The organism is Staphylococcus saccharolyticus (assembly GCF_900458815.1).
Taxonomy (GTDB): Bacteria; Bacillota; Bacilli; order Staphylococcales; family Staphylococcaceae; genus Staphylococcus; species Staphylococcus saccharolyticus.
Map to the genome: position 1 here is coordinate 1829204 of NZ_UHDZ01000001.1, position 12158 is coordinate 1841361.

Below are 12158 nucleotides of genomic sequence, written 5' to 3' on the forward strand. Positions count from 1 at the left end.
CATTTTCAAGCTAGAATAGGTTTAGATTGTGAAAAATTTAATTTATTTCACATAGGCAATACTATGGTTAACATTGTTCAGGATTTCCTGAAACTGTAGCAGTTTTAAACGAACTACCACAACCACATGAAGCAATAGCGTTAAGATTATCTATTTGGAATCCGCCACCCATAAGTGACTGTTTGAAATCAATGGTTGTTCCATTTAATACAGGGGCATTATGTTTATCTACTAGGACTTTTAAACCATAATATTCAATAACTTCGTCATTATCGCCTGGTTCTTCCTCTGCAGACATACCATAAGTTAAACCCGTACATCCTCCACCATTCACTTTTATTTTTAAATACCCATGAGACATATCATTGCTTTTCAGCATATCTTTCACCTCATAAGCTGCTGCTTCAGTCAAAATTACTGTTGCCATTTTTAAAACCTCCCAAAACGTTTTATATCATCATTCAAATAAATTATTAGTTATATTAAGCATTAAAACATATTAGTCACATCATTGTCTTCTATATGTTTATAAATATTTGATAATAAATCATCCGGCGTATCACCTTCAACGATATCACCGTCTACAAGTACATATAACCCACTTGAACATATACCACAATTTTGTAAACATCCGTATTCTAAAACATCTATTCCGGGATCATTTTCAAGTTTTTCGTAAACAGTATCTCCGCCCTTTGCCATATTCGACACACAAAATTCTACTAACGGAAACATAAGTCACCTTCTTATTTATGATTAGTTTATACATTATAACAAAGTTAATACGATATTGCCTATCAGTCAGTTTCATGATTTTTATGGGTTACATTTGTTTTATCATGCATAAAAAATAAATTGCATTCTACATTTGTTTGTAGTCATTTTGAAAAACAGATATAATAACTATACACATAAATATTTACTTACGTGTTAAGGGGTTAAGTATATCAATCATTTATCTTTTAATAATTCTGTCATTTTGAAAGATATTTTCAAAAGGGTTTCAAGAAAATATATTAAACAAAAGGGGTATAAAGCAATGAAAAACTTAGTATTACTAGGGTGGGGGCTATGGTAATATGCAAATCATGTCACGTATTTTACCTCATTCAATTCCTGAGGGGTACCATGTGACTTTAGTTGATCGTATGCCATTTCATGGATTAAAGCCAGAATTTTACGCGCTTGCGGCTGGTACGAAATCAGACAAAGATGTACGTTTACAATTTCCAGAGAGTAATCGTATTAATACGGTTTATGGTGAAATAAACGATATCAATCTCGATGAACAAATCATCTCTGTTGGTAATTCAAAAATTGATTATGATGAATTAATTATTGGATTAGGTTGCGAGGACAAATACCACAATGTGCCTGGAGCAGAGGAATACACGCACAGTATACAAACTTTATCTAAGTCAAGAGAGACTTATCATAGTATTAGTGAACTACCAAGTGAAGCTAGAGTCGGAATTGTTGGTGCCGGTTTAAGTGGCATTGAACTAGCTAGTGAATTACGTGAAAGTCGTGCAGATTTAGAAATCTTACTTTATGATAGAGGGCCACGTATTTTAAGAAACTTCCCTGAAAAGTTAAGTAAATACATATCTAACTGGTTTCAAAGCACAATGTTACTGTTGTGCCAAATTCAGTCATTAATCGAATTGAACCAGGAAAAATCTATAATAGTGTCCCAGAAGATTTTGATTTAGTGGTATGGACAGCTGGTATTCAACCTGTTGAAGTTGTGCGTAATTTACCAATAGATATAAGCAATACCGATCGTGTGATTGTGAACCAGTATCATCAAGTTCCAACTTATAGAAATGTATATGTATACGTTGTGGGCAATTGTGCAGATTTACCACATGCTCCTAACGCTCAATTAGCTGAACTGCAAGGGGAACAAATTGCTGATATTTTGAAAAAACAATGGAATAACGAATCACTTCCAAAGAAAATGCCCGAAATTAAAGTCCAAGGTTTCTTGGGTTCGTTGGGTGATAAACAAGAATTTGCATATATTATGGATAGAACAGTTACAGGACGTTTAGCTTCTATTCTAAAATCAGGTGTTTTATGGCGCTACAAATACCATAATGGTTAATTGTCAAATTCAAAGGAGTCTGGGACATCAATCATTGTTCAGGTATTTTTCGCAAATTGACAGTCGATGACTAAATTGAAAGTGGGCTTATATCAAACTCTTTTCAACTATAGTCTGGGGGCCCTAACAAAGAGAATTTCATCCAGAAATTCAACAGACAACGCAAGTTGGTTTTCGTTGTCATGGTGAGACAACGAATTCAATATGAATTCTATCCCACTCCTCTTTTTACTATTAATGATTAAAATGGGTTTCAATGAATCGTGTCACTCGCCTCGTTTGGATATAACCATCAGCAACGTATTCGTCATTCATTGTGATTAAAGGATAAAATAATTCATCATCATTTATTCTTTCAATAAACTGCTCATCATGATCAGTTAAGTTGTCAGTATCATTTTCAATATCAATATATGTAAACTCAAAATGATGTTTAGGAAGCTTTCGCTTTAATAATGGTTGGAGCCACTGATAGGTATCTTTAGAAGTTGGTGCATTCACACAACTTGCACATGCCACATCTGCTCCATACACGACAACACTTATTTTAGCCATCAAAATCCCCTATCTTGTTTTATAGATTTTTGTTACTGAATCTATTATAATGTATAAACAATGATTATGAAATAAATGACTTGAAAGGAGACATGTCTCATGCCTACTGAGAATACTACAATGTTTGATCAAGTAGCTGAAGTCATTAAACGTTTACGTCCGTTTTTATTACGTGACGGTGGCGATTGTACACTCGTAGACGTCGAAGATGGGATTGTTAAACTCCAATTACATGGTGCTTGCGGTACATGTCCTAGTTCTACAATCACTTTAAAAGCTGGTATTGAACGTGCACTTCACGAAGAAGTCCCAGGCGTTATAGAAGTAGAACGAGTATTTTAACAATTTTATATATGGGGAACTCTGAGTCAGTACTTTATAAGTACTGGCTTTTTTAATTGTATTCATTTAAATGTCGTGTATATATCAATAAAGACCAGTCACTTTAAATAGCGACTGGTCTCTTTATCTATTCTTGATGTTCTCGATTTTTATTATGTTTATGGGCTTTGTGGTGCTTGTGTGGTGGTTTATTTTTAGAATAATCAACTTTATGATTTTTAGGATCATGACCATCCATATGTCTAGCGATTTGTTGGTCTACATATACCCAACCTTTCCAACCGATATGAACGGCATCACTAATCACATATTTCTCATAATCTTTGTTAGTCATGTCATAAATTTTGCCACCATTATCAACTACAGTGGAATGAATTTTTTTATACACTGCTTCACGTCTATCTTTCTTAATACCGATATGATCATACCATCTTCCGTTAGACGGAATGCTAATATATTGCACATCAGCACCCGCTGCGTGGAGTGTTTGGACTAATAACTTTAAGTCTTGAAACTCTGGAGAATTAACGTTGAATTCATAATCACGTTTCACTTTACGTTTATTTTCTTTAATTAATTTCCAATAAGGATCTCTAATATCAAACTTGTTAGATTTAGTATTATCTTTACCAATACCAACAGCTTTATGTTTCATCTCATCCCATGATGCATCTTCACTCGTCGCAGGTTTAACATGCGCTAAAGGAGGTTTAGTGAATGAGAATAGAGATTTAATAGCTTCAATTTTTGTTAATTGATTTTCTTTAAATGCAGAAATGTAGTTACCTGTAACATTTCCAGGATGTTTTGCTTGCTCTCTAAGATAAGGCTTATTATGAGCATGCGGAAACTGTAATAATCTTTGAGCGTAACGTTTCTTTAAGTCAACTGGCATATCCTTTTGATTAAACATTTGGTTAATTTGAGTTTGAGACATACGAGCATCAAAGTTTTGATTAGTTAAACCATGATTTGTAAACCATTGAGGAGAAATAATGAATGTAAATTTCTTTCCTTTTAAATTATCATATTGGGCTGCAAGTTCAACTGCATTAATTAAATCTGTTGAACCACCTGTACCAATTAAGAATGGTTGTCTACTCGAATTATTTTTATTTAAAGCAATCGCTGGATTAAAAGGATCGTCTTTTCCAAGCTCACTTGAACCATAAATTGGATAGTAGTTATCTGACTCAAAAAGTTTATTTTGAATGAGTGTGCCTTTTAAAACTTGATCAGTTAAAGAGATTCTGTTATCAGCTAACGTTTTATTTGTTACAAGTCCTGTAAACCAACTTGCTGGTAACAATACAAATATAACAAATATAACGCCACTGATTAGAATAGATAAAAATGGTTTCAGTTTCATCGTAATTCTTCTAATGCTTCTACGATTTTATTAGGAGTTGCCCACTCATCTCTATCAAAGTCCATGATTGATACTTCAATATCTAATTTATTTTGAATTTCTAAAAGTAAACCTACAGTTTGAAATGAATCAATGATACCTTCTTCAAAGATTTCTACATCTGGATTTTCTTTTACAATATCATTTTCAGCTACATCTGCTAATAAATCTAATACTTGTTCTCTAAATTCCATAATTAATTACTCCTTTATTAAATAAATTTACCTGAGAAAATTAAGAATCCGAATGTTACAAAATGGAATGTGATAATAATACTCAAAGCTGTTGTAAAACCATGTTGCCAACGTGGTGGATGCTTTTTACGCCAGCGCTCATAGTAACCATAACCAATAAATAGCGCTGCGTGATATAAACCATAAATAATGTAATAAACTTCAAGACCATGCCATACTCCCATAATAAAGAAGTTTAAAAAGAATGCGACATTAGACATTGCAAATTGACTCTTTAATAACTTCTTGCGAGACATGTAGAATAATGATCTCATATAGATACAATCTCTAAACCAGAAAGATAAAGTCATATGCCATCTATTCCAGAAGTCTTTAATATTTTTAGCTTTAAATGGTTGTTTAAAGTTAGGTGGTGTTTTAATACCATATAAATAACTGACTGCAATGGCAAATAAACTGTACCCTGCAAAGTCAAAGAATAGGTAAAAGCTATATGCATACATATATAACCACATATGCGTAAATCCATGTAGATTCAATTGTAATGGGTTAACAGCATAAGTTTGAATTAAGTACGCAATAATATATTTATATAAGAAACCTAACATAATCATATGAATCGCTTTAAGTACAAGTACTCTGTACTCTCCACCTGTAGGTACTTTTTTATCATCTTTTGCAAAACGTTTATATCTATCAATCGGTCCTGAAGAAATTGTTGGGAAGAATGATATAAATTGGATTAACTTCCAAACTTTAATTTCCTTAATTGAACCATCACGAATCTCCATGATTAATTGCACACTTTTAAAGGTAACATAAGAAATTCCTAAGAACCCTACAAATTCAATTAATTTGCTCTCATGAAAATGAATTTGATGTCCGCCTAACCATGTACTTTGTAATATCTTTACAATTGCTAAAGGTAAAATGGATAATAACAATATCATTGCAAATTTAGCAAAGGTATTATTTGTCTGGCGTGACTTATAGTAAAACATTATCAGTGCAACTTGCCATATCACATAAATAATGAAACAAAACAGTTGGGCACTTAAATACTTTTGCCCAAACAGATTATGTTTGTCAGATGAAAATATTAGTACAATCATAAACACAGTACTTATACCATTGTAAATGTAACTTCGCTTACCTAAAAATCCGAGTATAATCACAGGTATAAGTACGATAAACGCAATTAAGAAGAAGGTAAACGTGCCATAAGGAATCATCCGTTTACAACCTCTGCTACTTTTTTACGATCTAATTTACCATTTGATGTAAGTGGTAATTGTTCCATCCATTCGAACTTTCTCGGAATCATATATTCTGGTAAGCGTGATTTGAGTTCGTGTTTGATGTTCGTTGTCATTTCCAAGTCATCTTTATCGGTCTCAGTAGGTACTACTACACCAATTAAATGAACAACTTTACCATTTTTATAAACTGGAACAACGATAGCTTCTTTTACATATTGTGACTGACGTAATTGTGTTTCAATTTCTTCTAATTCCATTCGATAACCGTTTAATTTAATTTGGAAATCGATACGTCCTTGGATAAACCATAATCCGTTCTCTTCTCTAGCTTTGTCACCAGTATGATATGTTCTTGTACCATCTTCAAAGTTAAATACTACTGAAGTTTTCTCTTCATTCTTAAGATAACCTAAACTTACACTTTGACCTTCGATAACTAACTCGCCCTCATCCGTTGTTGAAAACGTCGTTCCAGGTCTCGTAACTCCCACTGGTAAAGGATTGTATTGATTAAGAATGTCCTCAGTAATTTGAATACTTGTGACAGCTACTGTAGCTTCAGTTGGACCATACGTATTATAAATTGTAGTACTAGGGTATCTACTTATTAAAGCTTCCGCAGTTCTATGCGGTAATATCTCTCCACAGAAGAAGAATTGATTTAAACTACCATATTGTTCCTCATTTAAATTAGGTATCAATAGGCACATTTCGATAAATGATGGTGTAGATACCCACACATTCATTGGTGTATTCACTAACATTTCATTCAATAATTTAGGCTTTTTAATCATATCTTTATCAACAAGGTTTAATGTACCACCTGAAGTTAAACAAGGATATATAGCCATTACTGACAAATCGAATGAAAATGGTGCTTGGTTTAACCATTCTTTACCATTTCCAGCTTTATTTAATGATACTATCCACTCTGCAAATTCAATTAAACTCGCATACTCAATTTGCACACCTTTAGGCTCTCCTGTTGAACCAGATGTAAAAATTGTGTACACAATATCATTACTTTTCATTTGGCTGTCAAATACAACGGGATTTTGTGATTGTTGAACATCTTTAATAGAAATAACTTGTGCATCCGTTTGATCCAAAGTTTCATCTTCAGTATTAAAAATCATTTCTGGTTGTACTTTATTAATAATCATATTCACACGTTCTTTTGGAACTGATGTGTCGATAGGTACATAACCACAACCAGCTTTTATTGCTCCAATCATACCAACAATCATGTATGGAGACATGTGTCCGTACAAAATCATAGGTTTCTTACTATCTTGTAATTGATGTGCTAATTTACTAGAGGCTTCATCTAACTCTTTGTAAGTTAACTCATCATTCGTATGTCTAACCGCTATCGCTTCCGGTTGTGCTTTAACGAAGTGGTTTAAAATTTTAATAATATCTGCCATAATTACTCTCCCTCATTAGAACTCATTATAAATGAAGTTATTATGTGTATCGCCACTACCATAGATTAAATATAAAGCTATAAAAATAGCTAAGTATAATAGTGTAATTAAGTAAGGCTTCATTTTTTCAAAATGCTTGTTATTGGAAGTTTCTTTCCCTTTAAGCTTCATATAGCACCTCTCAAACTTATAGTATAAATAATCGTAAACATTCTCTTTAACCATATATCAATGTCTCGTGTTTAGAAGTTTCTACACATGATGAATCGATAAATTAAATATTCATTGCTCATTTTATATTTTAGTTTTACAATTCATTATAATCACATTTGAAATATAATTCAATTCAATTTTTCATATGAATTGTCAATACGCTAAAAGCATACAAATAATCATTTAGTTTTTACATGAAAATGATAGTTCTTTCTTTTATTAGAACAACATTATTTTAAGTCTTATGTTTCAAATAGACAATTACAGACAGTCTAACAATTTTGTTAGATTCAAATTAAAAAGCAAGTCGTCAAACAAAAAAATTCACGTCATCAATGCTTAAAATATGAGCATCAGTAGCGTGAATTGACTGTTAAAATTAGTTTTAATTTATCACTGAAGTAATTGGTTCTTTTTGAGTTAAAACGGCTTTGATATTATCTACGCAGAGTTGTACCATTTTGTCTCTAGTATTTTTAGAAGCACTTCCTATATGCGGTAAGATAACTGCATTCGGTAGTTTCAACAAAGGATGGTCGTGTCGAATAGGTTCTTGACGAAGTACATCAAGACCACAACCTAAGATATCTTGTTGTTCTAAAGCTTTTATTAGCGTCTCTTCATCAACAATCGCTCCTCGACCAATATTGATGAAAATAGCGTCATTTTTCATTTGTTTAAAGGCTTGAGTATCAAATTGATTTTCAGTGTCTTTAGTCAATGGTGCAGTGCATACTACAAAATCACTTTGCGTTAATAAATCATTAAATGATACATACGTTGCTTTTAATTCATTTTCAGCATCTAAATGACGAGAACGATTGTGATATAAAATACGAGTATTAAACCCTTTTAATCTACGCGCAAATGCTTTACCGATATCACCCATACCAAAGATACCGACCGTAGAGCCATGAACATCTTTTCCTGACAGTAAATAAGGTCCCCAACTTTTCCATTGTCCATCTTGTACATATGTTTCCGCTTCAATGATTCGACGTGCAACAGTGAGCATAAGGGTAAAACCTAATTCTGCAGTTGTCTCAGTAAGTACTTGTGGCGTATTTGTAACTGTAATATGATGCTGTTGAGCTAATTTAAGATCAATACTATCATATCCAACAGCCATATTAGAAATGACTTTTAAATGTTGAGCTCGTTCAAATACTTCATCATATACTTTTTCACTTAATGTAATCAAACATGCAGTCGCATCTTCTACTTCTGTTAAAAAGTGATTTCTAGACATTGGTGTGAGTTCCTGATCCCACATCACTACATCACCCAACTGTTCTAATTGATGAATAAATTGTTGAGGAATTTTACGAGTTACAAGTATCTTTTCCATATGCTCACTCCTTAAAATTTAAGGTTATATCATTATATAAACGACCTAAGGCTGTTTATCCTTTATTTATTTTTTCAAGCTTAGCAATCGCTACATTTAAGTCAGCAATTGAGTATGTAGGTGGTACCTCTTTAGTTTGAATTTCTTCATAAGTAGTTACACCTGTCTGAACATGTATTGTATCAATTCCGACATTAATACCGGACATAATATCTGTATCATATAAATCGCCAACCATTGCGACTTCTGATTTATTTAATCCTAACATATCTAATGCTTTTGTCATTATAATTGGTTCTGGTTTACCGATAAATTCAGGTTGGATACCAGTTGAAACACTAACCACACTAGTGATTGCACCGTTTCCTGGTAAAAAACCTCTTTCTTTAGGTATAGAGACATCAGGATTAGTTGAGATGAATTTGGCACCATTACGCACAGCTAAAGTTGCCACAGCAAACTTTTCATAAGTGACTTGCTCATCCAAACCAATTACGACATAATCAACATGTTCATCATTTTTGACTGTAAGACCAGCTTCAGTCAGTGCCATTTTTAGACCATGACCACCAATCATGTATACAGATGCCCCAGGATGCGCATCAGAAATATAGTCAGCAGTAGCAAGTGCTGAAGTTACAACTTCATCAGGTTGAGCATCGATATGCATATCTTGTAACTTCTGTGTTACTTGTTCTGGTGTCTTAGTGGAATTGTTTGTTACATATAAATGAGGTATATGATTTTTATTTAAATAGTTGATAAATTGAGCTGCGCCATCTACCTCATCTGCTCCTTTATACATTGTGCCATCTAAATCAATTAAATACGCTTTATAACGTTTCACTATTGGTTCTCTCCTTTTCCAAAAGCAGTGATTGGGACATTTTCACTTTCAAGAAATTGTACAACTTCATGAATGAATTGTTGATAGTATGGTAAAGCTTTATCAAATAACGGCACCATTTCATTGCAATCCAAGTCAATGTAATTATGTGCAAATTGCTTTCTTACATCTATCGTTTGATTAATTTGAGTTTGTGTTTCTTTAGAAATGACATTTTCCAATTCTAATATATCTATTACATCTTTATAATTTCCTGGATCTCTCAAAATAAATCCATCTATAATCATGTTTCCGATGTCTACTGAAGACTCAATTAACATTTGAGCTATACGTTCAAATGCATAATGATTATCTTTGTTTTCTTCATAATCATTAGTCAACGTTTGTAAGTACGTTAATTTCTGAGTCAATTTATCTTTGTCTACGAAATACAATCCTAGTCACCTCTTCGTACATCTATTATATTAATCATATCATAATTTTGCAGTCGTATTCATTTGTAGTTATACTTAGATATAACACTTTTCTAAATTATAAAGGAGCGCGTGAAGCATGATTGATATGTACTTATATGATGACGAAGAACAAAGCCATGTTCAATTTGTGGGATTTGTTGGTGAACATAGTCGTTATGATTTAATGCTCGTACAAACTGACAGGCATTATGGTAAAACATTGGTATTAAATATTCAGACAAATCAGTTTGGCATCATTGGTACAGATGATATTGAAGAAGAAGGATACATCGCACACATTTTAGGCGTTTCAAAAGAAGAAGGCGATGAAATTATTGAATACTTAAACGAGGTTATACGATAGTCATAATTAATATCACATAAACTAAATCACAATAACTAAAGTCCACTAAATTGAGATGGTTTTCCTCAACATAGTGGATTTTTACTTTTCATCATCATGTCTAGTTTTCTCAGTATCTTGAATGGTGGGTTGGATCTTTACATCATGAAGTTTGTCAACTAAATCTTCTTTGTCTTCAACTTCCTCAGCTAATTCATTGGGAGAAATACGTCTGACTACGAAATAAGGACAGCCGAAATTACAATATTCCAATATATAATCTTGTATACTAGAAAATCGCTTACTTATCTCAGCCTTTTTATTATTATCTTTATAAAATCCTTTTAATCGTAGTTGATTATAACCAAAATCACCTACAACATAATCATATTTGTCTAAGATATCTGAGTATCTAGATGCAAATATTTCTTCATTAAAGCAATCTCTATATTCTTCAATTAATTCAAAATAATGTTGTTCTACTTTAATCATGCTTCCACCTATTTTAATAAAGAGGTAGAGACATTAAAATGTAGTAGCTTAAATTACCTGTATAATCATCTTATTGAATGGGCCACCCATTCATAACCTGCAATGATTTTTGAAATCATATCAAACAATTTGCTCAATCATTTATACCTTAAGCCTTATGTCTCGACCTCTTTTATATTGATTATAATTATTTGATTAATTAAGTTGTTCTTCACCTTGGCGTTGTTTCTCTTTAGCCGCTTCATTTACTTGTTCATCAGCATGGTAGGAACTGCGTACTAAAGGTCCAGCTTGACAATGTTTAAATCCTTTGTCCATAGCAACTTTTCTCATCTTACCAAATTCTAGTGGTGTATAATATTTTTCAACTTTGAGGTGTTTACGAGAAGGTTGTAAGTATTGACCAATTGTTAAAATATCAACATCGTTAGCACGTAAATCATCCATTGTCTCATAAATTTCTTCCATTGTTTCCCCTAGTCCAACCATCAAGCTAGATTTTGTTGGAATATCTGGCTGTAAATCTTTAGAACGACGTAAAAATTGTAATGTTCTATCGTAAGTAGCTCGAGTACGAACTCTTGGTGTTAAGCGACGTACTGTTTCAATATTGTGATTTAAAATGTCTGGTCTTGATGCCATTAAAGTCTCAAGCGCTTCATAATCGCCACCCATATCAGATGGTAAAATTTCAATAGTAGTAAATGGACTTCTTTCTCTCACTTTACTTACTGTTTCAGCATACACGTTTGAGCCTTGGTCTCTTAAATCATCACGCGCAACGGCAGTAATAACAACATGTTTTAAATTCATTAATTCTACTGATTCTGCAACACGTTCTGGTTCATTTAAATCTAATTCATTAGGTAAGCCTGTTTTAACAGCACAGAATCTACACGCTCTTGTACATACTGCTCCTAAAATCATAAATGTAGCTGTACGACGAGCTCCCCAACACTCATGAATATTCGGACATTTCGCCTCTTCACAAACAGTGTGTAAATTCTTCTCACGCATCATCTTTTTAAGGCCAGTATAGTTTTCATTTGTGTTTAGCTTTATTTTCAACCAATCTGGCTTACGTAAAATCTCTTCATTTCTAGTCGCCATAACAACACATACCCTCCTGTTTAATGTATCTTGGTTCATTATAACATATCAAATTTAA

15 protein-coding genes and 1 pseudogene are annotated in these 12158 nt (G+C 32.8%); 3 read left to right on the forward strand and 13 right to left on the reverse strand.

Features of this window, described 5'->3' with window-relative positions:
* Positions 1-67 precede the first annotated feature (67 nt).
* Together DYE57_RS08895 and DYE57_RS08900 are read right to left on the reverse strand one after the other, a co-directional pair.
* Entirely contained in the window at positions 68-427 is a 360-nt protein-coding gene (locus DYE57_RS08895) for a HesB/IscA family protein (protein ID WP_115313722.1), read from the reverse strand.
* A 62-nt stretch (positions 428-489) separates the two neighbouring features.
* Positions 490-735 carry a YuzB family protein gene (locus tag DYE57_RS08900; protein ID WP_115313723.1) on the reverse strand — a complete coding sequence of 82 codons (246 nt, stop codon included), beginning with the start codon at positions 733-735 and terminating at the stop codon, positions 490-492.
* A gap of 304 nt (positions 736-1039) precedes the next feature.
* Between DYE57_RS08900 and DYE57_RS08905 the strand changes: the two are divergent.
* Positions 1040-2107 (forward strand): annotated as a pseudogene (locus DYE57_RS08905) (NAD(P)/FAD-dependent oxidoreductase).
* Positions 2108-2341: 234 nt separating this feature from the next.
* Here DYE57_RS08905 and DYE57_RS08910 read toward each other — a convergent pair.
* Complete coding sequence (locus DYE57_RS08910; protein WP_115313724.1) at positions 2342-2662, reverse strand: YuzD family protein; 321 nt, start codon at positions 2660-2662, stop codon at positions 2342-2344.
* Positions 2663-2761: 99 nt separating this feature from the next.
* On the opposite strand from DYE57_RS08910, the gene DYE57_RS08915 reads away from it, so the two are divergent.
* A complete protein-coding gene (locus tag DYE57_RS08915; RefSeq protein WP_115313725.1) occupies positions 2762-3004 on the forward strand; it encodes a NifU family protein in 243 nt (80 codons plus the stop codon).
* Between the two features lie 127 nt (positions 3005-3131).
* Here the strand turns inward: DYE57_RS08915 and dltD are convergent, their stop codons facing one another.
* From dltD to DYE57_RS08955, 8 genes are all read right to left on the reverse strand, one after another.
* Positions 3132-4373, reverse strand: a complete 1242-nt coding sequence (gene dltD / locus DYE57_RS08920) for a D-alanyl-lipoteichoic acid biosynthesis protein DltD (protein WP_115313726.1) — start codon at positions 4371-4373, stop codon at positions 3132-3134.
* Positions 4370-4606, reverse strand: a complete 237-nt coding sequence (dltC, locus tag DYE57_RS08925; protein ID WP_115313727.1) for a D-alanine--poly(phosphoribitol) ligase subunit 2 — start codon at positions 4604-4606, stop codon at positions 4370-4372. The genes dltD and dltC overlap by 4 nt, the downstream gene beginning before the upstream one ends.
* Before the next feature lie 17 nt (positions 4607-4623).
* Positions 4624-5838: a D-alanyl-lipoteichoic acid biosynthesis protein DltB gene (dltB, locus tag DYE57_RS08930; protein WP_115313728.1), complete on the reverse strand. Its 1215-nt coding sequence runs from the start codon at positions 5836-5838 to the stop codon at positions 4624-4626.
* Complete coding sequence (gene dltA, locus DYE57_RS08935; RefSeq protein ID WP_115313729.1) at positions 5835-7292, reverse strand: D-alanine--poly(phosphoribitol) ligase subunit DltA; 1458 nt, start codon at positions 7290-7292, stop codon at positions 5835-5837. The genes dltB and dltA overlap by 4 nt, the downstream gene beginning before the upstream one ends.
* Before the next feature lie 15 nt (positions 7293-7307).
* Positions 7308-7463 carry a teichoic acid D-Ala incorporation-associated protein DltX gene (locus DYE57_RS08940; protein ID WP_115313730.1) on the reverse strand — a complete coding sequence of 52 codons (156 nt, stop codon included), beginning with the start codon at positions 7461-7463 and terminating at the stop codon, positions 7308-7310.
* Positions 7464-7890: 427 nt separating this feature from the next.
* Positions 7891-8853 carry a 2-hydroxyacid dehydrogenase gene (locus DYE57_RS08945; protein WP_115313731.1) on the reverse strand — a complete coding sequence of 321 codons (963 nt, stop codon included), beginning with the start codon at positions 8851-8853 and terminating at the stop codon, positions 7891-7893.
* A gap of 55 nt (positions 8854-8908) precedes the next feature.
* Positions 8909-9700 (reverse strand): TIGR01457 family HAD-type hydrolase, encoded by a 792-nt coding sequence (locus tag DYE57_RS08950; protein WP_115313732.1) that lies wholly within the window; start codon positions 9698-9700, stop codon positions 8909-8911.
* Entirely contained in the window at positions 9700-10134 is a 435-nt protein-coding gene (locus DYE57_RS08955; protein WP_115313733.1) for a DUF86 domain-containing protein, read from the reverse strand. The genes DYE57_RS08950 and DYE57_RS08955 overlap by 1 nt, the downstream gene beginning before the upstream one ends.
* Positions 10135-10252: 118 nt before the next feature.
* Between DYE57_RS08955 and DYE57_RS08960 the strand changes: the two genes are divergently transcribed.
* The gene (locus tag DYE57_RS08960; protein WP_115313734.1) at positions 10253-10519 is read left to right on the forward strand and encodes a DUF3055 domain-containing protein; all 267 of its coding nucleotides are present in this window, start codon (positions 10253-10255) and stop codon (positions 10517-10519) included.
* An 81-nt stretch (positions 10520-10600) separates the two neighbouring features.
* On the opposite strand, the gene DYE57_RS08965 is transcribed toward DYE57_RS08960, so the two are convergent.
* A complete protein-coding gene (locus DYE57_RS08965) occupies positions 10601-10990 on the reverse strand; it encodes a YutD family protein (RefSeq protein WP_115313735.1) in 390 nt (129 codons plus the stop codon).
* A 195-nt stretch (positions 10991-11185) separates the two neighbouring features.
* Positions 11186-12100, reverse strand: a complete 915-nt coding sequence (gene lipA / locus DYE57_RS08970; protein WP_115313736.1) for a lipoyl synthase — start codon at positions 12098-12100, stop codon at positions 11186-11188.
* Positions 12101-12158 lie beyond the last annotated feature (58 nt).

Coding starts and splice junctions, on each gene's coding strand:
- DYE57_RS08895 (WP_115313722.1), bottom strand. CDS start 427: ATGGCAACAGTAATTTTGACTGAAGCAGCAGCTTATGAGGTGAAAGAT.
- DYE57_RS08900 (WP_115313723.1), bottom strand. CDS start 735: ATGTTTCCGTTAGTAGAATTTTGTGTGTCGAATATGGCAAAGGGCGGA.
- DYE57_RS08910 (WP_115313724.1), bottom strand. CDS start 2,662: ATGGCTAAAATAAGTGTTGTCGTGTATGGAGCAGATGTGGCATGTGCA.
- DYE57_RS08915 (WP_115313725.1), top strand. CDS start 2,762: ATGCCTACTGAGAATACTACAATGTTTGATCAAGTAGCTGAAGTCATT.
- dltD (WP_115313726.1), bottom strand. CDS start 4,373: ATGAAACTGAAACCATTTTTATCTATTCTAATCAGTGGCGTTATATTT.
- dltC (WP_115313727.1), bottom strand. CDS start 4,606: ATGGAATTTAGAGAACAAGTATTAGATTTATTAGCAGATGTAGCTGAA.
- dltB (WP_115313728.1), bottom strand. CDS start 5,838: ATGATTCCTTATGGCACGTTTACCTTCTTCTTAATTGCGTTTATCGTA.
- dltA (WP_115313729.1), bottom strand. CDS start 7,292: ATGGCAGATATTATTAAAATTTTAAACCACTTCGTTAAAGCACAACCG.
- DYE57_RS08940 (WP_115313730.1), bottom strand. CDS start 7,463: ATGAAGCTTAAAGGGAAAGAAACTTCCAATAACAAGCATTTTGAAAAA.
- DYE57_RS08945 (WP_115313731.1), bottom strand. CDS start 8,853: ATGGAAAAGATACTTGTAACTCGTAAAATTCCTCAACAATTTATTCAT.
- DYE57_RS08960 (WP_115313734.1), top strand. CDS start 10,253: ATGATTGATATGTACTTATATGATGACGAAGAACAAAGCCATGTTCAA.
- DYE57_RS08965 (WP_115313735.1), bottom strand. CDS start 10,990: ATGATTAAAGTAGAACAACATTATTTTGAATTAATTGAAGAATATAGA.
- lipA (WP_115313736.1), bottom strand. CDS start 12,100: ATGGCGACTAGAAATGAAGAGATTTTACGTAAGCCAGATTGGTTGAAA.